The following is a 22,680-nucleotide window of genomic DNA, read 5'->3' on the forward strand; positions in this document are numbered from 1 at the left end:
AGAGCCGTAAAAGAATCTGTTAACTGAACTATAATAAGGTCAATATCGCATGGCGGCAATGGGATTTCATGTCAATTCGTACAGATTCTGCGACTGGTTATCAAATAATATATTGTAGGAATACTATTAATAATGTAGTTTTAGTAAAAGGGGCCATTTACCGGCCAAACGCAAAAAATTAAATGGAAACACGGTTTTTAGGGTCAAAAACAAAACGGTTTTACTTCAACAACGGCGTTGAGGACGTGAGCTATGTGGTAATCTATGGTGATGAACTAATGGTGGAACCTTTGGAGGACAATATTGCGGAGAGTTACAGAACTGCCATTTACCGGGGGCGAGAAGGAAAGATTGCGTCCAACACCAAACTATTGCCTAAAAGGAGTTTGGAATTTTATTTTTTGGACATTGGGCAAGGGGATGCTTCCTTTACCGTAACCCCCGATAATATTAAAATATTGGTGGACGGCGGATTAAAGGACAGGGCCTTGGGTTTTCTTATCTGGAAATTCCGATTGGACCAGCCCGATACCAGCGTAACAATTGACCATTTGTTTTTAAGCCATGCCGATAAGGACCATATTGACGGCTTGGAGCCGCTACTTGAACACCCCAAAATTACGGTCAAGAATATATACCACAATGGTATTGGTTTATATGCCGATGGACACAACACGGAAATAGGTACCATGGAAAATGATAGGTTGAGAACCATACATGACTCGGTACAGGATTTGGAGAATGAACATCTTAAAAGTGACTTTAGCGAATGGATCGATGCCGTTAAAGGCTCTGGAGCTACCTACCAACGTGTGGACGCTTCCAACGGGTATCTGCCCATAGGGGACGCAAGCGTACAGTTGGAAATATTGGGACCCACCCTGGAATCCGACAATTCGTTTAAGTGGTTTGGCGGAAAGTCCCATACCATTAATGGACATTCCTTGATCTTTAGGATTGACTATGACCATGTAAGGGCCTTTTTTTCTGGGGATTTGAACGTGGAGGGAAGTGAACATCTCTTGTCGATACCGGGGAATACCCTTAAAGTAAACGCCCATATTTTTAAGGCGCCCCATCACGGCAGCCATGAGTTTTCCCAAAATTTGCTAAATCATGTGAACCCCATGGTCACTGTGGTTTCCTCTGGGGAAACACCGGATCATGGTCACCCAAGAGCGGTTTTTTTAGGAGGTTTGGGACTGGCCGGAAGGGGAAAAATGCCCCTTATTTTTTCAACGGAACTTTCGGCACTGTTCGTGGATGCGGGTGACGTTGAGGCACAAGTCTATTCCGATGCTACGGTAACTACGTTGGGCGACCTCGATTTTTCCGATTCCTTGGCAAACACGGAAGCCAGGCAGCGTTTCAAAAAAGTATTGCCGGGAATTATAAACGTTAGAACAGACGGTGAGCGTATTTATGCCTTCCGGCGTGTTCAGATGGGCTATCAATGGGAATCCTATGAATTGAAATACAATGACGTCTAGGGACTAGTCAATTTTATCGAACCCACAATAGGGCACCAACACCTCGGGGATTTGGATACCGTCTTCGGTTTGATAATTTTCAAGAATTCCGGCCAAGACTCTGGGCAAGGCCAAAGAGCTACCGTTCAGGGTATGTGCTAGTTGACTTTTTCCGTTTTCGTCCTTGTACCTTAATTTTAAACGATTCGCCTGATATGTTTCAAAATTGGATACGGAACTGATTTCCAGCCATCTGTCCTGCGCCGTAGAAAACACCTCAAAATCGTAGGTTAGGGCAGATGTAAATCCTAAATCCCCACCACACAATCGCAAGATACGGTACGGCAATTTCAACTCACGCAAAATATTTTTTACATGTTCCACCATACCATCCAAAGCTTCGTACGATTTATTGGGATGCTCTACATGGACAATTTCCACTTTGTCAAACTGGTGCAACCTGTTCAGTCCGCGCACATGGGCACCATAACTTCCAGCCTCTCTTCTAAAACAAGGCGTGTAACCTGTGTATTTAATGGGAAAGTCGCTTTCCTGTAGGATGGTATCCCTAAAAATATTGGTCACGGGAACTTCCGCCGTAGGTATTAGATACAGGTCGTCCGCAGTTATATGGTACATCTGTCCTTCCTTGTCCGGCAATTGTCCGGTTCCATACCCGGAAGCCTCGTTTACCACGTGGGGCACCTGCATTTCCGTGTAGCCGGCATTGGTATTCTTGTCCAGGAAATAGGAGATCAAGGCGCGCTGTAAACGTGCTCCTTTCCCTTTGTAAACGGGAAAACCGGCTCCTGCGATCTTAACGCCGAGTTCAAAATCGATAATATCGTATTTCTTGGCCAATTCCCAATGGGGTAAGGCGCCATCTACCAGCTTGGGAATGTCCCCTTCCCTAAAAACTTCCTCATTGTCCTCTTCGGAACTTCCTGCCGGCACCAATTTGTTGGGGATATTGGGAATTTGATATAAAAGCGATTGAAGTTCCTCTGCCGTAGTTGTCAGTTCCTCCCCTAATTGTTTGGACTCCTCCTTAAGGTCCGCCGTCTTTTCCTTTAAGGTATTCGCCTCTTGTGCCTTTCCGGATTTATAGAGCATGCCAATTTCTTTCGATAACCTGTTTGATTCCGCAAGGATGGAATCCAATCGGGTTTGGGTAGCGCGTCTTTTTTCATCCAAAAGAAGTACGCCGTTCAGCATGGATTCGGCATCAATATTTCTTTTTTTAAGGGCTTCTAAAACGTTCTCCTTTTCCTCTCGTATGACCTGTAATTGTAGCATCGCTCTATATAATTTGGCAGCAAATTTAAGGGAAAGTTCCCATTAAAAGGTATACTTTTAATACCTAAAACAATGGTTTATGGTTTTTGAGCATTTTGCCTTGAACGTTGCCAATATTGGACAGGTGGTAGATTGGTATTGCCAGCATCTGGGGCTAACAATCGCAAGCGAACAAAAAGTAGCACCCTATATGACCTTTTTGGCTGATAGCGCCGGCAGGGTCGTCTTGGAACTTTACAGTAGGGACGATGCCACAAAAAGAAATTTTGAATCGGAACATCCGTTGACATTTCATGTTGCCTTTGTTTCGGAGGATGCGGCTAAGGATAAGGAGCGTTTAATGGCCCAGGGCGCAACCTTCTTCGAGGAGGTCCTCAAGCCGGATGGCGGTCATCTCGTTATGCTCCGTGATCCTTGGGGGATGCCCCTACAGCTTTGCCAGCGGGCGATAAAATTTTAGTCCTCCAATGGAGACGGTAGTATCCAATCGCTGTGTTTCAATGGTGTCCAAGGAATATTTGCGAGGTCCACGGTTGGGTCTATGAAAGGAGCTAGAGGTCGGCCATTGATGCTTACCTTGGAATTAATTAGGTATACGGATACTTCCTCGTTTTCCTCTTTTAAATCCCTTTTTAGATACTGTGCAAATTGCCAGGCAAAATCTGGATAGGCGAGGACTTTTCGTTGTTGACCTGTAGTAAGATATTGCTGTATATCTATGAATAGTTCCGTGCCGTTGCCGCGCAATACCTTAAATTGTCCCGTACCGCTTCGTTCCCTTAACATCATTCTCCAGCTCATTCTATGGCCTTCTTCCGTCCATAATACATCGTCCTTTATAAAATAGTGCCTGATAGGTAGGATTAACTGGAGCAAAAAATAGATACCGAACACTACCAGGAATGGTTTTTTATAGTTTGGGACCACCGTTTTCTGGAGGTTAAAAGGGACTTTACGTTTGAAAAATAACTTTCTGATGGTTTCCGGTTCAAAGAAGAAAACCGTGAAAGCCAAGGACAGATAAGGAAATATTCCTATCTGGAAAATGACCGAATTGAAGAGGTGAAAGAAAATGGAGGCGATAAAGGCCGCTTTTCGGGTAGGTTTCCAAATCAACGCCGGAACCACCAACAAATCAAAAATAATCCCAAAACTCCCGATGATTTTGTGCATCCAAGGCTGTTGCAATACATCACCAACGAGCGGGTAGCCGGACTTTGACTTCATCAGTATGTCTATCATGCCAAAATCCAGCCAATCTCCGTACAGTTTTGCAATGGAGGCGTAGGTATATACAATGAACAATTGCAAGACTATGATCCACTTCACATAGCCGTACATGGAATTTTCCTTTTGAGAGTTTCCCATGCGAACATCCAAGGAATATGCTTTATGGGCCGGAAATAGGCACATCAAAAAGGAAATAAGGACCAATAAATAATAATGATTGTTATATGCGGTTTTTTGCATCAGGTAACTGCCGGTCCAGAGCAAGGTAAAAGCCAGTACGGAGAATCTGTATTTTAGCCCCAACGCTATACATATTCCCAAGATACCCATCAGGGAAAAATAAAAATACATACCCGGCCCGGCAAGGGCTTCCAGCCATGCAAAATCAATAAAGGGAAAGGTGTATTGGGGCGCTACGATATTCCTTTTGAGCCAGCCCGTGGCTATGGCACCAAAACATTCCAATGAAACGAGAACGCCAAAAAATATGCGGAAAATGATAAGCGGGCTGTTGTCAATTCTATGAAATAACAACCTCTTGAGCATCATTATCTATTGGATATAAATTGCAGCGATTTCTCTTTGTCCTTGGCCAATTGTAATTTCAGTTCGTCCAGGGAATCGAACTTTTGCTCATCACGGAGCCGGGAAAGGAGATTTATCTGGAGATTCTTGTCGTAAAGGTCCGCATCAAAATCAAAAAAATGAACCTCTATTGTTTTTGAAGTACCGTTCACTGTTGGATTATAGCCAATATTCATCATGCCAAAAACATCCGCACCCTCAATATGGCTTTTTATGATATAGGACCCATTTTTGGGAACAAGTTTATAGGTTTCCTCAATATGGACGTTCGCCGTTGGGAAGTGGATTTTTCTGCCAAGGCCCTTCCCTTTTTTTATGGTCCCCGTTAGCATGTACTCATAGCCTAGGTAGGCATTGGCCGTTTCTATATCGCCATTTTCCAAGGCCCTACGTATTTTCGTGGAGCTCACGGAAACCTCGTCTATTTCCTGCGCAGGGATTTCCTCCACGGAAAAATCCAGCGCGTTTCCAAAAGCGATCAAGTCGGTTATATTGGCGTTCCTATTTCTGCCAAACCGATGGTCGTAACCAATAATAACGTTCTTGGATTTTAATTTGTTCACCAAGAGATCGCGAACAAATTCCGTGGCCGAAAGCCGCGAAAATTCCTTGGTAAACGGATGGATGACCAAAATATCCAATCCCATTTTCTCCAGAATGGATTTTTTTTCGTCTATGGTGTTAAGAAGCTTTATATTGGCATCTTTTTGCAGTACCATACGGGGGTGCGGAAAAAAGGTAAGTACGGCCGATTTTAAATTGGAGTTCTTGGCACGGTTTATGACTTTTTCCAATATTTTCCGGTGACCAATATGTACTCCGTCAAAGGTGCCAATGGTTATGGCAACAGGGTGTTTTTCATCGTAATTGGAAATGCTTTGAACTGTAATCAACGCTGTTGGAAAATAAAAAGAACTATATTTGATTTGGAGATAAAAGCCCCACAATGACTGCTAAATTACGTCTTGTTTTCTCAATTACCATAGTATTTCTTTCCTTTTCTGGGTTTGCACAGACCAATTATTGGCAAAGAGCGGAGCTTAAAAATCAGGATAGGCAAAGTACCCTCAAGCGATTAGATGTACAAAAGGCCAGGGCATTTGTGCTGGATGAAAAAGGGTTGAAAGGGGAACTTTCCAAGGTTTCCAAATCCAAAAGATCAGTAAGAACCATCCATTTTCCGGATGCTGAAGGCAATTTGATACCGTTTCAAGTCGAAGAATCCCAATTATTTGCACCGGAATTGGTCCAAAAATATCCCAACATAAAATCCTATAGGGGCGTAGGGTCCGGACCAAATAAGCAAAAGATATTTTTTAGTGTTTCCCCCAAAGGGATACAGACTATGATCATGGACCCTGGCAAGGGGGGCACCGTATTTATGGAAAAAGCGGCCAGCGGTGATTATGTGGTTTACAATGCAAAAGATCATTTGACCAAAAAATTGGATTTTGTCTGTAAGACCGACCCAAATATGGTTGCCTTACAATCCACCGCGTCAACAGCCAAGCTAGTGGACGATCAAAGCCTGAGGAGGTTTAGGGTCGCGATTGCAGCCTCCGGGGAATACACGCAATTCCATGGGGGTACCATCCCCGATGCCCTTGCGGCCATCAATGCCACATTGACACGGGTGAACGGCGTTTTTGAACGTGATCTGGGAGTGACCTTGGAGCTGATTGCCAATACGGATGCCGTTATTTATACCAACCCGGATACGGATCCCTTTTCAGGGGGCCTGAGTTCCCAAACCCAGAATACCTTGACCAGTGTTATTGGCGAGGCCAATTATGATATTGGCCATTTGTTCAATCAGCAGGATGATACTTTGGATGGCAATGCAGGTTTTATTGGTTCCGTCTGTCAGGATAACAGAAAGGGCAGCGCCTACACCACGTTGTTCGCTCCACAAGGCGATCAGTTTGACATCGACTTGGTTGCCCATGAAATGGGACATCAGTTTGGAGCCAACCATACTTTTTCACATTTGTCCGAAGGCACCTTAGTGCAGGTGGAACCTGGAAGCGGCACCACCATTATGGGGTATGCCGGGATTACGAACGCAAATGACGTCGCCACAAATTCAGATGACTATTTTCACTATGTGAGCATCGTACAGATCCGCGAATATTTGGAGACGATAAGCTGTGGGGAAACCCTGCCTTTGACCAACAATGCCCCCATTTTAAATCCGGTCAGTAACTACACCATTCCTGTTGGAACCGCCTTTGTATTGACGGGCAGTGCCAGTGATCCTGATTCAACGGATGTGGTAACCTACACTTGGGAGCAAATAGACAATGGAATTGTCACCCAGGCCACTTTTGGGCCCAATAATCCCACAGGTGCCATGTTCCGTTCGCTCCCCCCTTCAGTATCTCCAGAACGTTATTTTCCAAGGTTGAGTAGGGTAGTATCGGGTGACCTTACCCAGTCCAACCCTGTTGAAGGAGGGGCATGGGAAACGGTATCTAATGTGCAGCGTGAAATGAACTTTTCGCTTACTGTGCGCGATAATGTATTGAACGGCGGACAATCCGCCTCAGATGAGGTTACAGTTGTCGTTTCCAGACAGGCAGGCCCTTTTTTGGTTACCTCACAAGAGGTGCCGGCAACTTTTGTGGCAGGCGAAACGGAGACCATCACTTGGGATGTGGCCAATACCAATGAATTGCCCATAGCAGCCCAGAATGTGGATATTTTTCTCTCCACGGATGGCGGACTCACCTTCCCCAACAGGATTGCCCAGAACATTGCCAATGATGGAAGTCATACTATGGTGATTCCAGGAGGTTATACCACAACTGCCGGGAGGTTTATGGTCAAGGCTTCGAACAATATTTTCTTTGCCGTGAACCAAGCTGATTTTTCCATTTCGGAGTCTGAAGTGGTACTAAATTTTGCGGACCTTACCTATGAAGTCTGTAAACCGGATGACCTTGTGGTCAGTTTTGACTATGAAGCGTATTTAGGCTTCATGGAGGAAAGTACCCTGAGTGTTGGGGCGTTGCCACCTGGAGTGACCGCCACTTTTTCACAGGATACCGTTTCCGTTTCCAATACCACGATTGACCTTACTATCTCGGGAACTGAAAATTTGGCCATTGGTAATTATCCTATTGATGTTATTGCCACTTCGGTCAGCGTTACAAAAAGTATTTCCTTGCAATTGAGCGTTTTCGATAGCAATTTCTCCGAAGTCATACTTACCGCTCCATCGGACGGAAGTTTGGACGTATCAAAAGATGTAGTCTTGGAATGGGAACCGGATTTGGTGAGTACCTCCTACGCGGTTGAAATTGCAACGGACATCGGTTTTACGGAAATTATTGAATCCAAAGTGTTGGCGACAAATTCCTACCAGCCCACGTCCTTGTTGAACGAAACCCAGTATTTTTGGCGTGTCAAGCCTTTGAATGCCTGCGGGGAAGGAGTTTTTGGGGTACCTTTCAGTTTTACAACGATACAGTTCAATTGTATCACCAAGGCGAGTAACAACGTTCCAATAACCATAACCCCTGTAGGAACACCAACGATTACCTCAAGGGTTCTTTTTTATCAGGATTTGAATTTGGCCGATATCAATGTAAACCTGGATATAGAACATACGTATTTATCGGATTTGGTCATCAGCCTCACTTCCCCAGCGGGAACAACGGTGGTTTTGGTTTCCAGTGCCTGTGGGAACAATTCGGACATCAATGCGGTTTTTGACGATGAGGCTGCAGACGCATTTACATGCTCCGGTTCCCCTGCAATTAACGGAACCGTGCGTCCCATTGGCACCTTGAGTTCCTTTTATGGGGAATCCATACTAGGTGAGTGGGTCTTAGAGGTAAAGGACAATGCGGCGTCGGACGGAGGCCGACTCAACAATTTCTCCTTAGAGGTGTGTGTTGAGGGTGATTTTAGACCTGATGACGACGAGGACGGGGTGTTCGATGATGGAGATGATCTGTGTTTGGGCACACCTTTGGGGCAGGAAGTGGATGCATCTGGTTGTGCCATTTACAGATTTACCCAAGAAAACTTTAACGTAAGCCTTGAAAGCGAATCCTGTAGGCCAAATAACGATGGTGCCATACGGATAGTTCCCAAAGTATTTTTGGATTATGAAATCACCGTAAACGGGAACGGTGTAAATACTACCGATAATTTTACCAATAGTTACAACCTTACCAATTTAAGCGCGGGAACCTATGATATCTGCATTACCGGAACCGATGGTACCATCAGCTACGAACCCTTCTGTTTGGAGGTGGTCATTATAGAACCTGCCCCACTGAGTGTTACCTCCAAGGTTTCCTTACAGGCTTCCCAGGTGGTTCTGGATTTGGAAGGAGCCAAAGGATACTATGTTGAACTTAATGGTTTCACTACCTATACGGCAGAAAAACAGTTTTCATTGGACCTTTCCAAGGGCATCAATTTTTTAAAGGTGTACACCGATATTCCCTGTCAGGGTATGTATGAGGAGGAAATTCTAGTTTCCGATGGCCCACGGGTATTCCCGAACCCCTTCCTCGATTTTATAGAAATCTATTTCGATGTACCCACACAACGGGCTACGATGCAGTTGTTCAGTTCGGATGGTAGGTTGTTACGAACCGATAAATTACAGGATGGCGTTTCCTCCCAAGAATATGATCTGAGTATGTTGCCCGTTGGCATGTATTATTTGCAATACGAAAGTAGGGGAATGAAAAAAACAACTAAGATTTTAAAAAGATGATGAGAAAGACAGTACTTCTTATGTGCCTTTTTGCGGTATTTGGTTGTAAAAAGAAAGACGACCCTAAACCTCCCGGTCAGGTGTTGCTTTTGTTCCCTGAAAAGAATTCTGAATGTACCACGGGTATAGATCAGGATGCCACTACGAGCAGGGTGACCTTTCAATGGCAAAGATCGGATAATACGGACAGCTATGAATTGCGCGTGACCAATATCAACTCCAATACGGTGCAGACAATTTCCACCCAAAGCACAACGGCCAGTCTTCCCTTGCTAAAGGGACAGCCTTATTCTTGGTTGGTGCGTTCCAGGAACAATCAAGTGGACAACACGATTTCTAGCGAAATGTGGAGTTTTTATAATGCAGGTTCAAGAACCACATTTGCCCCGTTCCCGGCTGAAATATTGGATCCCAGCATGTCCGAACGTGTGTTCAAGGACATTAACAATGAAGTGACCCTGTCTTGGTCTGCATCGGATCTGGATGATGATATTGAGAATATCGAGGTATATTTTTCGGAACAGAATCCGCCTACGGATTTGGAAGCTACTTTGTCCAACTTGGCCACTACCTTTAAAGTATCCGTAATCTCTGGCAGTACGTACTATTGGAGTGTGGTTACGCGGGATGCAGAAGGAAATGCCACCAACTCTGGAATCTATAGTTTCAGCGTTCTTTAAACCCCGTTGAATTGGTTCATTGTGCGGGAAACACCTGACAAAACAAAGGATTCCATAAGCGCAATGGATTTTTCCAATCGCTCCGGCATTTTTGAGTTCTCCTCGTCGTTCCACTGGCCAAGTACATATTCCACTTGTCTGCCCTTGCCAAAATCGGCACCAACACCAAATCGAAACCGATTGTAATTGGTAGTCTGTAATACTTGTTGAATATCCTTTAGACCATTGTGGCCGCCATCGCTTCCCTTGGTCTTGAGACGCAAAGTACCAAATGGGAGGTTGATGTCATCCGTTATGACGAGCAAGTTTTCCAAGGGTATTTTTTCCTTGTCCAACCAGTATCGCACCGCTTTACCGCTAAGGTTCATGTAGGTGGAGGGTTTCAGGCAGAGGATGCTTCGGCCTTTTAATTTGTAGATTGCAATGTCACCTAGCTTCTCGGTTTCAAAAGCCAGCCCTTTCTGATTTGCGAGGGCATCCAAAATTTTAAAACCAATGTTATGTCGGGTTTCGGCATAATCGGCACCTATATTTCCTAATCCAACGATTAAATACTTTTTCATGGGGTCTACCTCCTCTAAAAATGGGTCTACTAAGCCCAATAATTTTTTAAGATATTTCAACATAGAATATCTTTTACAGTTGCCTAAAAATACAAAAGCACCCCAATATTTAAACCGGGATGCTTTTTGGGTCTGTAAATCAAATCTATTCTTGGGCAGCTTCTTCAGCTGGGGCCTCTGCTCCCTCAGCACTTGCTTCTGCTCCTTCTTCTTCATCAGTTTCTTCATCCTCGTCATCGGTCATAACCGCAGTACGTGCTGTTTTAACCTGTACTACCGTAGTGGTATCTGGGTGAAGGATGGTGAAATCGTCACTTAACAAGGACGAAACCGCAATGTTCTGGCCAATTCTAAGTTTGGAAATATCCACATCAAAGAAATCCGGTAATTTATCCGGTAAGGCCTTAATGGTAAGTTTTCTTTTTCTGAACAATAAACGTCCACCGTTTCTAACCCCTGGCGAGTTTCCTTGCAACCTAACTGGAATATCCATGGTTACAGGTTTGTCCTCGAACAACTGATAGAAATCAATGTGCATGATACTGTCAGTAACAGGGTGGAACTGGATGTCCTGCATTACGGCGTTCACCTTGGTCCCGTTATCCAATTCAATTGCAACTGTGTGCGCATTGGCGGTGTAAACCAAATCCCTGAACGCTAGTTCATCTGCTGAAAAGTGCAATGGTTTATCCCCTCCGTATACTACGCAAGGAACCTTTCCAGCATTACGTAGGGCCTTTGTTGACTTCTTGCCCACGCTTTCTCTTTCTGATCCTTTAATTGTAATTGACTTCATTATATGTATTAAAAATTAAAAATTCTAATTGTTTCCTGGTCCGTTCTTAGTCTCTTTTTACATTAAAAACTTGGACGAAATGGAATTGTTGTTGTGTACTTTGTGCATAACATCCGCAAATAGATCCGCACAACTCAGTACTTTTACCTTATCGCTTTTTACTTCCAAAGGGATGGAATCTGTAATGATCAATTCCGTTAGTTTGGACTTTTCGATTTTCTCGTAGGCATTGCCGGACAATAAGCCATGGGTAGCAATCGCCCGTACGCTTACCGCTCCCCGATCCATCATCAAATCTGCAGCTTTGGTCAATGTACCTGCGGTATCCACCATATCATCCACCAGAACAACATTCTTCCCTTGGACATCCCCAATAAGTTCCATGTGGGAAATGACATTCGCCTTGGCCCGCTGTTTGTAACAAACGACTACATCGCTATCCAAGGCCTTGGAATAGGCATAGGCCCTTTTTGATCCGCCCATATCAGGTGATGCAATGGTTAGGTTTTCCAATCCCAGGTTTTGCAAATAAGGGAGAAACAACGTAGAGGCGAACAAATGATCTACAGGTTTTTCAAAGAATCCTTGAATCTGGTCCGCGTGTAAATCCATAGTTATGATCCGGGTAGCTCCAGCCGTTTCCAGCATTTTTGCAACAAGTTTAGCGGCAATGGGTACCCTTGGTTTGTCCTTTCTGTCCTGTCTGGCCCATCCAAAGTAAGGCATTACGGCAGTTATATGTCGCGCAGAGGCACGTTTGGCACCATCGATCATCAATAACATCTCCATAAGGTTTTCCGGACCGGGATGGGTAGATCCAATGATAAATATTCTTGCACCACGAATGGATTCTTCAAAAGAGGGCTGAAACTCACCATCACTGTATCGGGAAAAAATAACATTGCCCAAATCCACACCATAGGCCTTGGCAATTTTTTCTCCTAAAACCGTACTTTGGGTACAGGCGAAAAATTTTGGTTCCGGAACGCTGTATGGCATGGCTTGTTTTTTGTATCTCTGCCCCTAGAACGAAGTAGGCTTAATGCCTTGTTTCTACTGCGCTTTGCGCAGGTGTTTTCTAAGGAGGTGCAAATTTAGAAATTAATTTGTCTTGCTAAAGGATAATTGTTGAATTTTTTGGTGTGGAAATAAAAATATTTTTTAGTTTTGCAGTCCTATTTTAAACGCTCGAGTGGCGGAATTGGTAGACGCGCTGGATTCAAAATCCAGTTCTTTCGGGAGTGTGGGTTCGATTCCCACCTCGAGTACAAAAGGGAAAGCCGAGATTTATGTCTCGGCTTTTTTGTTTCTTTAGATAAGGTATAGTTTAAGAATGGAATTATCTCAGGTGCTACCTTTAAAATTTATTAAACGCAATTATCGCTCTATTATTTATTGCTTTGGCATCACTTCTTTCCCAAAGCCATTGACATCCAGCCAATGAACAAAAGCATCGAACCAGCGATTGCTCGTACGGTTTGGATTTCCTAGGCCAAATCCATGTCCCCCGTTTTGATATAAGTGGAATTCTACAGGAATACCAGCTTTATACCAGGAATCAATAATCCCAAACTGTCCTCTAAAAAGAAAGTCATCACTTGCAATAACATTAAACATAGGAGGTGCGTTATTAGGAACTTCAACAGGTCCCATACCACCATAAATGGGGCCTATAAAAGCTAACTTCATAGTTTTTGAATTTAGTGTTGAATGCATTGTTAGCCCGGCCCCGGCAGAAAATCCAATCATTCCTATTCTCTTTGTGTCCACGCCCCATTCCTTTGCACGTTCTATTATCATTGCATAGGCGGCCTCTGTATCCTCCAATTGGTTGGAAAGGTCCATTTGTCTAGGCGGCACGGGTGTTTCTTCCTTATTCCCATTCGAATTTTCAGTAGGTTCTGGAGTTCGAGGTCGGTTCATCCATGCGGTGAAATCATCAAGGGACTCTGGGGTAGGGTGTAAACGATATTTAAGTACGAAAGCAGCATATCCTTCCTTGGCGAGTGCTTCTGCCACTTCCCAGCCTTCATTACCCAGGGATAGCCATCTAAATCCACCACCAGGGGCAACAATAACAGCTGCGCCATTTGCCTTATCAGTGTCTGGTAAAAAGGGAGTAAGTGTGGCTTGCGTTATATTTCTGGCCATAGGATCGCCCCATTGCCTAAACCAGGATTCCTTGGCAGGCTGATTTTCCACACCTCCTGTTTTTAACGGAATTGCCTTTGGTTCCTTCGGTGCTTCAAGTGGATAGATTGTCCCATCTTGGGCTATCATAGGGCATTTGCCAAAGAAAACCAGAAAAATGGCGAGTTTCAAAGGGATTTTAAAATTATTTAGCATTTAAAGGTGTTTTAATTACACTTAAATGTAAAAAATATATTTAATAAATAGCCCTTGTAATTCAACGTATCCACGAACAATGAATTTTCTATTTATTAAATACAAATTTTTACAATATGATATTTTTATTGCATATATAATAGCAATTTAATACATTGCCTCTATTAAGTGTAAAAAAAACAGTTATAAACAAGTAATTTGTAGGCAGCAAATACTTCACCTTGGAATCGTAAAAACACATATGATGGAAATGCCAAGCCATAAACTTCTAGAGCAAATGTTTTTGGACCATTATAAAGAATGGTGTCTAAAATCCTTTAGTTATGTTGAAAATATGGATGATGCCCAAGATGTTGTTCAAAACGTTTTTATCAAACTTTTGCAAAAAGAAAATCTTTCCCATGTTATTGATATTCATAAATATCTTAATGTGGCAATAAGGAACGAAAGCCTTAAAAAAATAAAAAAGAGCCGTGAGACTTTTCAACTTAACAACCAATCAACAGAAGTACCTTCCCATGAAAGCGAGTTGATAAAAGGGGAAGTTTCTGAAAATATGCTAAGAGAACTAGAGGCTTTACCTGAGCAGAACAAAAGAGTTTTTACCCTATGCGTACTGGAAGGTAACAAGTATGAAAGTGCCGCAGAAATCATGGGAATTACCGTAAATACGGTGAAATATCATCTTAAGAAATCTTTTAAGTCTTTACGGATAAATTTAAAGGATGTGTATTTATGGTTCTTGTAAATTAAGCATTCTTTAATTTTATACATCTTTTTTTGATAAATCCACTACCCGATTTTAATCTTCATGGGTCTTAATAGTAGACAACGTTGATTTGTTTACTAAATAAATAGGATTGATAGCAAATATTATAGTTAAGAGGATAAAGGGTACTTTGAGTCGTGAAGAAGAGCTTTATTTTCAGAAATGGCTTTACCAAAGCAAGGATAATCAACTTACGTATCAAAGACTGGTGAAGTTGCATGAGCTAAATGTGCCTTTGCCTGATGTAGACGAACTGGATGCCAAGAAAGCTTGGCAACTTCTTGTTCATACCGGAAAGCAAAAAAGAAAGGACGATTCAAAATTTTCTGGAAGGGAAATTCTAAAATACGCCGCCATTTTCGTGGGGTTATTGGGTTGTTTTTTTATGTACAAGTCTTTTCAGGAAGATATTTCTATAGTTGAGCCAATTGATCCTGATTCCATAACATTGGTTTTGGGTAATGGAAAAACGCAGGTACTTACCAAAGAGGGTACGTTGAAAATAACCAATACTAAGGGAGAGGTTCTTGGCGAAAAGGTGGATGGTTTGGTTGATTATTCGCAATCAAAAAATGAAGACGAGGTGGAAACGGAGTCGGAATATAACACCTTGAGGATACCCCATGGAAAGACTTTCAAGGTAGTCCTTTCAGATGGAACTTTAGTTCACTTGAATGCTGGGTCATCATTAATATATCCCGTAAAATTCCAAAAAAATAAAAACAGGGAGGTCTCATTAATTGGTGAGGGCTTTTTCGAAGTAACAAAAAATGAAAACAGTCCTTTTATAGTCACATCTGGTGGTGTGGATGTTAGAGTGCTGGGTACCAAATTTAATATAACATCCTATCCTGAGGACCAGAACCAAAATACGGTTTTGGTCGAAGGTTCAGTTCGACTTTACAAAACCGGTTCTATTTATGACCTGGAAAACTCTACCCTGCTTTCACCTGGCTATAAAGCCGAATGGAATACAGAAACTAACAATATTGATTTAGAAAAAGTACATACAGAATTATATACAGGTTGGATAAACGGCAAACTGATGATGAAGGAAATGGTCTTTTCCAATATTGTTAAAAGGCTCCAACGGCATTACAATGTTACCATTACAAGTGAGAACCATGAATTGAATAATAGAGTGTTCACGGCCACATTTGAGAAAGAATCAATTTGGGAGGTATTGGAAACATTTAAACTGGAAACACCCTTTGATTATGAAATTGAAGGAGACCATATACGTATTAAATAGCAACCTTAAATCGACTTGCCTATGGTTACAAATTAAAAACTAAAATCAACCTACAGAACCCACTCAATTCTGTAAGAAAGAAAACTGAATCAATTAATAATCAACAATATGATATGAAAACTAACGATCTATTAGGGTTATTTAGACCCGGTTACATGAAAATTGGTTTAACGACCAAACTATGTTCGCTCTTATTTATCGCCGCACTCATTTCTGCGCAGGCGAACACCCTATCCCAAAAAACCAAGATGACCATTAACTTGGAAGACGTGCCAACGTACAGGGTTATGGAAGAAATTGAGGCAACTACGGAATATAAATTTCTGTATGATGTCAATAAAGTGGATACTTCTAGAAAGGTTTCCATCAAGGTTAAAGACTTAGCACTTGAAAATGTACTGCAAGTACTTTTTAACAATACAAATACCGATTTTGTTTTTAGTGGAAATCAAATCGTATTGAAACCTAAACAGGTACAAACCAATACGCCAAAGTCTAGTGTGAAAAGTTCGGACAATGAAACCACTTCTGTTCAACAAAGCGTGTCTGGAACCGTAAATGATACCAACGGGCAGCCGATTCCCGGGGTTTCGGTAGTTGAAAAGGGAACTTCAAATGGAGTTGCAACCGACTTCGATGGAAATTACTCCATAACCTTATCCCAACCAAACGCGGTGCTCATTTTCAGTTCACTGGGGTTTTCCAGGAAGGAAGTAACCGTGGGGCAATCCAGTGAACTCAATGTTGTATTGGAAGAAAACGTTGAAGGACTGGACGAGGTTGTGGTGACTGGATTGGGAATAAAAAGGGATGCGAAAAAAGTGGGATATGCGGTCACCGCTGTGGATACAGAGGAGCTTACCAAAACCAGAACGGTAAATGCTATGGAGTCTTTGCAAGGTAAGGTAGCCGGATTAAATATCAGCCCTCCATCAGCAGGGGCTGGTGCCAGTGTTCAAATTCGTTTGCGTGGTCAATCCGCATTTGCCGGTGCAAGCAATTCACCATTATTTGTAATCAATGGTCTTCCAATAGATCAAGGTGCTAGAGGGGCCAATGGACGTGATAATCAAAGAGATCTTGGTGATAACCTACAAAATCTTAATCCGGACGATATTGAAAGTATGACGGTTCTTAAGGGAGCTACTGCCGCCGCTATTTATGGTGCTAGGGCAGCAAATGGTGCGGTGATAATAACAACAAAAACAGGTACCTTAAACCAAGGTATTGGGGTTGATTTCACATCAAGCATTACTACTTCCCATGCGTTGAATTTCTTGGATGAAATAAGACAAACTGAGTATGGTCAAGGAACTGGTGGAGTTCGGCCACAGACACAGGGAGAGGCCCAAGGTACAGGACAATTTAGTTTTGGCGAAAGATTTGATGGAGTACCCACGGTCAATTTTGATGGTGTGTCTAGACCTTACTCGCCTAATCCATATCAACTCTACGATTTCTTAAGAACTGGAACAAACCTAACCAATACCGTTGGGTTTTCCGGGGGCAATGAGAAAGGAAGTTTCCGTGCTTCATTTGCAAATACTTCCGCTAAGGGTATTCAACCTGCGAATGAATATGAGAAACGCATATTTAATGTAGGTATAAATTATAACGTTACAGAAAAGCTGAACATGCTTTTAAACGTAAACTATACGAACGAGGAGAATATCAATCCGCCACAGATTGGTACACAAGGCCCGGGTGCCGTAGGTTTTTTCAATAGATTGGCTATTTCTACGCCTATTGAGGCTTATCGTCAAAGTGCCATTGATCCTGTTACTGGTGCAGAATTGCGTACCAATGGATTTTTAGGAACTATCAACAATCCCTATTACCAATTACAAAAGAATCAATTTTTTAATGATAATAGGAACCGTCTGTTAGGTACGGCTACTTTAAGATATCAATTTACAGACTGGCTATACCTTCAAGGAAGGTATAACTATGATTATGCTACCAATTTTACGGAGTGGAATGAGCTTAATGGAGCTGGTGCTACAACGACCCTAGAAGGTGATACAGGGTTTTATAGAGGTCGTTATGACATTCAGCAGACCCAAACGCGGGATGTAAACGCTGATTTCTTATTGGGTGCAAACAAGGAATTTGGAAAGTTTTCGGTTGATGCAAGTTTTGGAGGTAATACTTGGCGTTCGCAATTTCAAAGAAATGCCCAATATTCAAGATTGTTCGTAGTACCTGATTTATATTCAATAAAAAACGGAACAAGTTTCGAAACTGATGAAGCCGCTTTTCAACCTTACCAGTTTAGTACCTTCAGAATCAATTCTCTCTATGGATTGGCTGAATTTGGATATGACAATCTTTTATACCTGAACTTTACGGGTAGACAAGATTGGTTCTCGGTACTAAACCCAGAGGACAATAGTGTTTTCTATCCTTCTGTTTCCGGTAGTCTTATCTTTTCTGAATTGATGAAAGAACAAAGTTGGTTGACTTATGGTAAATTAAGAGGTTCTTGGGCAGAAGTAGGTAGTGCCAATGGTGTGGGGACCTATGAGGGTATACTTAATTACACTATTAATCCACCATTTAATGGCCAAACCACTGCAGGGGTTGCAGGTAATTTTGCCCCAAATCCACTTTTACGACCTTTTACGGTTACGGAGAAAGAAATTGGTTTGGAAATGCGGATGTTTAACAGTCGCCTCCGTTTTGATATAGCTGCTTTTGATAAGGTGACCACTGACCAAGTGCTGGATGTAACCTTATCCAACGCATCTGGTTATGATAATTCAAAACAAAACTTGGGATCCCTTAAAAACTCTGGTTTGGAAACTTTGGTAGAAGTGGTGCCCATACAGACCGATGATTTCATGTGGTCAAGTACATGGAACAACGCCTATCTTAAAACAGAAGTATTGGATGTTGGAAATGATAGTGGTACACTTTTATTAATTTTCTTTAATGGAACCGGAAACGAATTTCTCGGAGAGCTAAGATATACGGAAGGATTGCCAATGAACCAACTATATACCAGAACGTATAGGAGGAATGACAGTGGCCAGATTTTAGTGAACGATGACGGTAGATTATTGGCTACAAACGGTGATACGCCTGGAGCTGAAAACACAAATGGGTTTTTACCGGTTGGATCTTCCATACCGAAACATGTTGGTGGCTGGAATAATAATTTTTCCTATAAAAACCTGAATTTTAGCTTCTTGATTGATTATAGGTTTGGTGGTACGATGTTGTCATCCACGCATTTGAACATGACAAGGCAAGGACATTCCCAGTTTTCCCTTGAAGGTCGAAGAGAGGGAGAGAACGGTGTAATTGTTCCTAATAGTGTATATGAAAGCAATGGTCAGCCAAATACTACCGCGGTAAGCAATTTGCAATCTTTCTATGCAGATTACCGTAACCTTCAAATTGGAGATCCATTTACCTTTAAATCTGATTTTATCAAGTTGAGAAGTATTTCATTATCCTATGACCTTACGGATGTGGTAAACAATATGGCGGATTTGAAGTTTGTGAAGGGATTAACGTTATCTGCTTCTTGTAGAAATGTCGCTATTCTTTATAAGGACATTCCAGGGCTTGATCCAGAAGCTATTCAGTCCTCGGGTGATTTTAGGGCCGGTTATGAAAATTCAGCACTGCCTACTACCCGTAATTTTAATTTTAGTCTCAATGTTAAATTCTAGAACCATGAAAAAGATACAATATATATTATCCATAGTTTTAGTCTGCCTCATTTTGCAAGGGTGCGACGAAGATTTTGTGGAAGTGAACACCAATCCTTATGCGGTTAATGAGGTAGATCCGGCCCTTTTGTTTGCTGGGGCACAAAGAAGTCATTTAGGAACTTGGGCAGCGGAACATACCATTGTACAACATTTTGTAATTCCTTACAATCAGGGAGCTACACTAGGTTTTAATTTTAACGAGGATATTGATGGGGTAAATAATCCCAAATGGAATGATTCGTACCCTTCTGTAATTCGAAACTTGGTACAAGCTACAGAATTGCTTGGTGAAGATACTGATCGTGTCAACCTGTTAAGTATGATTCGTATATGGAAGGCCCAGGTATTTATGGGGGTCGTGGATACTTATGGTGATGTGCCATATTCAGAGGCTGGAAAGGCTGTCAGTGATATCATTTACTTTCCTTCATATGATGATGACGAAGCTATCTATGATGATTTATACAATGAGATAACAAGTGCGGTTGCATCCCTTAATGCCAGTGGTGATTTTGTTTCGGATGATTTGTTTTACGGAAGTAATGGTAGTCAACCTACAAACTCTGCGTCGGCACAAGTTGAAAAATGGAGAAAACTTGGAAACTCTTTATTGTTGAGATTGGGTATGCGCTATTCAAAAGTTAATCCATCTAGGGCGGAATCTATTGTTTCGGAAGCGTTTTCCGGTGGAGTTATGACTTCGAATGCTGATAATGCGTACGTCAAATATGATGGCAACGTTTATGCCTGGGGAGACAATAATCAGCTACGTAATTTTTCCTTTTTCAATTATGCCGCTGAGCCACTGGTGGACCAGTTAAAGACAACCAATGACCCAAGGGCAAAGTATATGATTGCAATGTTTGAAGATCCCGGGGCAGTGGCCAACGAAACGAATCCAAATACGGATTTAGATGATCAATTTGGTGTTCCAGTCGGTGTTTCTGATTTGCAATTATCGGACACATCCCTTGGGTACAGAGGACCAAAAGGAACAGGTCTTGACTATAGCCAGATTAATGTTTTTGCAGCCGCTTCCCCTGCGGCACCGGCATTTTATGTAACCTATGGCCAAACATCTCTCTTATTGGCAGAAGCTGCCTTTAGAGGTTGGGTCTCTGGAGATGCCCAGTCTTATTATGAGGATGGTATCAGGGCCAATATGGATATTTATTCTTTGTATCCCAATACGGAGCCTATACCAGCATCTGAAGTGGATGCTTATTTGGCCGAACCTGAAGTTGCCTATAATGCTTCAAACGCTTTGGAGCTTATTAATACTCAATATTGGTTGGCCAATTACCGCAATGGAACAGAAGCATTTGCAAATGTTAGAAGAAGTGGATTCCCTGATTTAGCCCGTAATGATTTCAATGATAATTTACTGGCAAACGGTGGTGACGGATTTGTGCATAGAATGACATATCCAGACCGAGAGGGTTCTGCCAATTCCGATAGTTACACTGCTGCGGTCTCCGCCATAGGGGGTGACAATCTAGTTTCGAGGGTATTCTGGGATGTGGAATAAAAGGATTAATTTAAAGGGATAATTTATTAAGAGCTAAAAACTTAAAATCCCTAACTAAATTATGATGGAAAACACACTGCGAAAACTAGTATCGAAATTTAAAAAAGAGGAAGAAGGTATCTTGGCCCTTAGAAACAGGGAACTGGAAGATCCTAGAATCACGGACCAAAGAAGAAACTTCCTCAAAAAGACCGCTTTGGGTGGAATAGCGATGACCGGAATGATGGGTCTTGGTATCGAGGATACCATAGCGCAAACAACTTCCAAGGTCAGCAGGATGTCTGCCCCGTCGGAGTTGAAGATTACCGATATGCGCTATGCACTGACCAATGTTATGGGCGGTACGGCCATTATCAAAATCGAGACCAATCAAGGTATTTATGGTCTTGGTGAGGTAAGGGACGCTGCGGATGTTCGCTATGCCTTGTTTTTGAAGAGTCGCATTTTAGGAGAAAATCCATGCAACGTAGAAAAGATATTCAAGAGCATCAAGCAGTTTGGCGGACCTGCAAGGCAAGCGGGTGGTGTATGTGCCGTTGAAATGGCATTATGGGATATCTGTGGTAAAGCGTATGATGTTCCGGCTTGGCAATTATTGGGAGGAAGATATAGGGATAAGGTTAGGCTCTATGCAGATACACCCGAAGCATCTTCTCCAGAGGAACAAAAAAGATTGATCGACTTTAGGATAAATGAACAAGGATATACCTGGTTGAAAATGGATGTTTCCATAGGGGAACTTCGTGGCAAACCAGGTACTGTTGTGAATGGTAAGTTTTGGGAGAACGATAAAGGAGTATTGGCCCAATGGGGCGATCGAAGAAACATGATGTCCTACGGAAATACGATGCATCCTTTCACGCAAATCCAAATCACCGAAAAGGGTTTGGAAGAACTTCAAAAGGTCGTGGAGGATGTACGCAATATGGTAGGCTATGAGATTCCCATTTCTACGGACCATTATGGGCATTTTGATTTGAACAATGGTATTCGATTGGCAAAGGCCTTGGACAAGTATAGATTGGCCTGGTTCGAAGATATGGTGCCCTGGCAATATAATGAACAATGGCGCACTATTACCGATGCTATAGAGACACCAACAACGACAGGTGAGGATATTTATCTTCTAAAGGATTTTCTTCCTCTGATACATAATAGGGCAGTGGATATCATCCATCCAGATTTGGCATCTTCCGGTGGACTTTTGGAAACAAAAAGAATCGCCGATTATGCCGAAGAATATGGTATAGCAATGGCCATGCATCAGGCGGGTACACCGGTTTCATTTATGGCCAATGTGCATTGTGCTGCCGCTACCCAAAACTTTTTGGCATTGGAGCATCACTCTGTTGATGTTCCATGGTGGGAAAGTCTGGTAAAAACCGTTGGCGGTTTTAAAATGATCGATAAAGGTTTTGCAACTGTACCATTAACGGCGCCAGGTCTGGGAATTGAGTTGGATGAGGAAGTAGTGAAGGCCCATTTGCATCCTTCAGATAAGACATTCTTCAAATCAACGGAGGAATGGAATGAACTCAGGTCTCATGATAGAACCTTTAGTTAAATTTTGAATTATAATTAAGTGTATTGAGTAAGGGTTTACCAATATTAAAACTTTGTATTTGAGTTAGTTTAAGTTAAGCAGGAGAACGCTTCCTTATATGGAGGTGTTCTCAGCTTGATTACTATTGTAGCTTAGGTATTTTGTTAATTTG

Annotated in this window: 16 protein-coding genes and 1 tRNA gene; 10 read left to right on the forward strand and 7 right to left on the reverse strand. The window is 42.3% G+C overall.

The genetic code is table 11. The features are described from left to right. Nucleotides 1-182: 182 nt before the first annotated feature. Nucleotides 183-1,490, forward strand: a complete 1,308-nt coding sequence (locus ACZ41C_RS09180; protein WP_464560893.1) for a ComEC/Rec2 family competence protein — start codon at nucleotides 183-185, stop codon at nucleotides 1,488-1,490. Nucleotides 1,491-1,493: 3 nt separating this feature from the next. On the opposite strand, the gene serS is transcribed toward ACZ41C_RS09180, so the two are convergent. After that, complete coding sequence (gene serS, locus ACZ41C_RS09185) at nucleotides 1,494-2,765, reverse strand: serine--tRNA ligase (protein ID WP_464560895.1); 1,272 nt, start codon at nucleotides 2,763-2,765, stop codon at nucleotides 1,494-1,496. A 79-nt stretch (nucleotides 2,766-2,844) separates the two neighbouring features. Between serS and ACZ41C_RS09190 the strand changes: the two genes are divergently transcribed. Continuing rightward, nucleotides 2,845-3,225 carry a VOC family protein gene (locus ACZ41C_RS09190; RefSeq protein WP_464560897.1) on the forward strand — a complete coding sequence of 127 codons (381 nt, stop codon included), beginning with the start codon at nucleotides 2,845-2,847 and terminating at the stop codon, nucleotides 3,223-3,225. Here the strand turns inward: ACZ41C_RS09190 and ACZ41C_RS09195 are convergent. Next, entirely contained in the window at nucleotides 3,222-4,544 is a 1,323-nt protein-coding gene (locus ACZ41C_RS09195) for an HTTM domain-containing protein (RefSeq protein WP_464560899.1), read from the reverse strand. The two genes, ACZ41C_RS09190 and ACZ41C_RS09195, sit on opposite strands and share 4 nt — an antisense overlap. Continuing rightward, nucleotides 4,544-5,473, reverse strand: a complete 930-nt coding sequence (locus tag ACZ41C_RS09200) for a bifunctional riboflavin kinase/FAD synthetase (RefSeq protein WP_138257888.1) — start codon at nucleotides 5,471-5,473, stop codon at nucleotides 4,544-4,546. Before ACZ41C_RS09200 ends, ACZ41C_RS09195 begins: the two co-directional genes overlap by 1 nt. A 53-nt stretch (nucleotides 5,474-5,526) precedes the next feature. Here ACZ41C_RS09200 and ACZ41C_RS09205 point away from each other — a divergent pair, with 53 nt between their 5' ends. Together ACZ41C_RS09205 and ACZ41C_RS09210 are read left to right on the forward strand one after the other, a co-directional pair. Further along, the gene (locus tag ACZ41C_RS09205) at nucleotides 5,527-9,312 is read left to right on the forward strand and encodes a reprolysin-like metallopeptidase (RefSeq protein WP_464560901.1); all 3,786 of its coding nucleotides are present in this window, start codon (nucleotides 5,527-5,529) and stop codon (nucleotides 9,310-9,312) included. After that, complete coding sequence (locus ACZ41C_RS09210; protein WP_464560903.1) at nucleotides 9,309-9,992, forward strand: hypothetical protein; 684 nt, start codon at nucleotides 9,309-9,311, stop codon at nucleotides 9,990-9,992. The genes ACZ41C_RS09205 and ACZ41C_RS09210 overlap by 4 nt, the downstream gene beginning before the upstream one ends. On the opposite strand, the gene pth is transcribed toward ACZ41C_RS09210, so the two are convergent. The 3 genes from pth to ACZ41C_RS09225 all read right to left on the reverse strand — a co-directional run bounded on the left by pth (nucleotide 9,989) and on the right by ACZ41C_RS09225 (nucleotide 12,350). Continuing rightward, nucleotides 9,989-10,618, reverse strand: a complete 630-nt coding sequence (gene pth / locus ACZ41C_RS09215) for an aminoacyl-tRNA hydrolase (protein WP_464560905.1) — start codon at nucleotides 10,616-10,618, stop codon at nucleotides 9,989-9,991. The genes ACZ41C_RS09210 and pth overlap by 4 nt on opposite strands. A gap of 82 nt (nucleotides 10,619-10,700) precedes the next feature. Next, nucleotides 10,701-11,351 (reverse strand): 50S ribosomal protein L25/general stress protein Ctc, encoded by a 651-nt coding sequence (locus ACZ41C_RS09220; protein WP_138257885.1) that lies wholly within the window; start codon nucleotides 11,349-11,351, stop codon nucleotides 10,701-10,703. 57 nt (nucleotides 11,352-11,408) lie between these two features. Next, nucleotides 11,409-12,350 carry a ribose-phosphate pyrophosphokinase gene (locus ACZ41C_RS09225; protein WP_138257884.1) on the reverse strand — a complete coding sequence of 314 codons (942 nt, stop codon included), beginning with the start codon at nucleotides 12,348-12,350 and terminating at the stop codon, nucleotides 11,409-11,411. Nucleotides 12,351-12,537: 187 nt separating this feature from the next. Here ACZ41C_RS09225 and ACZ41C_RS09230 point away from each other — a divergent pair. Beyond that, a tRNA-Leu gene (locus ACZ41C_RS09230) sits at nucleotides 12,538-12,619 on the forward strand. 124 nt (nucleotides 12,620-12,743) lie between these two features. Here ACZ41C_RS09230 and ACZ41C_RS09235 read toward each other — a convergent pair. After that, a complete protein-coding gene (locus ACZ41C_RS09235; RefSeq protein ID WP_464560908.1) occupies nucleotides 12,744-13,697 on the reverse strand; it encodes an alpha/beta hydrolase in 954 nt (317 codons plus the stop codon). Nucleotides 13,698-13,938: 241 nt separating this feature from the next. Here ACZ41C_RS09235 and ACZ41C_RS09240 point away from each other — a divergent pair, with 241 nt between their 5' ends. From ACZ41C_RS09240 to ACZ41C_RS09260, 5 genes are all read left to right on the forward strand, one after another. Continuing rightward, a complete protein-coding gene (locus ACZ41C_RS09240; RefSeq protein ID WP_138257855.1) occupies nucleotides 13,939-14,445 on the forward strand; it encodes an RNA polymerase sigma factor in 507 nt (168 codons plus the stop codon). A 112-nt stretch (nucleotides 14,446-14,557) separates the two neighbouring features. After that, nucleotides 14,558-15,718 (forward strand): FecR family protein, encoded by a 1,161-nt coding sequence (locus ACZ41C_RS09245; RefSeq protein WP_138257854.1) that lies wholly within the window; start codon nucleotides 14,558-14,560, stop codon nucleotides 15,716-15,718. Between the two features lie 113 nt (nucleotides 15,719-15,831). Then, nucleotides 15,832-19,395 carry a SusC/RagA family TonB-linked outer membrane protein gene (locus tag ACZ41C_RS09250; RefSeq protein WP_138257853.1) on the forward strand — a complete coding sequence of 1,188 codons (3,564 nt, stop codon included), beginning with the start codon at nucleotides 15,832-15,834 and terminating at the stop codon, nucleotides 19,393-19,395. Between the two features lie 4 nt (nucleotides 19,396-19,399). Then, entirely contained in the window at nucleotides 19,400-20,965 is a 1,566-nt protein-coding gene (locus ACZ41C_RS09255; protein ID WP_138257852.1) for a SusD/RagB family nutrient-binding outer membrane lipoprotein, read from the forward strand. 61 nt (nucleotides 20,966-21,026) lie between these two features. Next, complete coding sequence (locus ACZ41C_RS09260) at nucleotides 21,027-22,529, forward strand: mandelate racemase/muconate lactonizing enzyme family protein (protein WP_240042696.1); 1,503 nt, start codon at nucleotides 21,027-21,029, stop codon at nucleotides 22,527-22,529. The last annotated feature ends 151 nt before the right edge of the window (nucleotides 22,530-22,680 follow it).

It is taken from the genome of Maribacter sp. C-4077, from assembly GCF_055378385.1.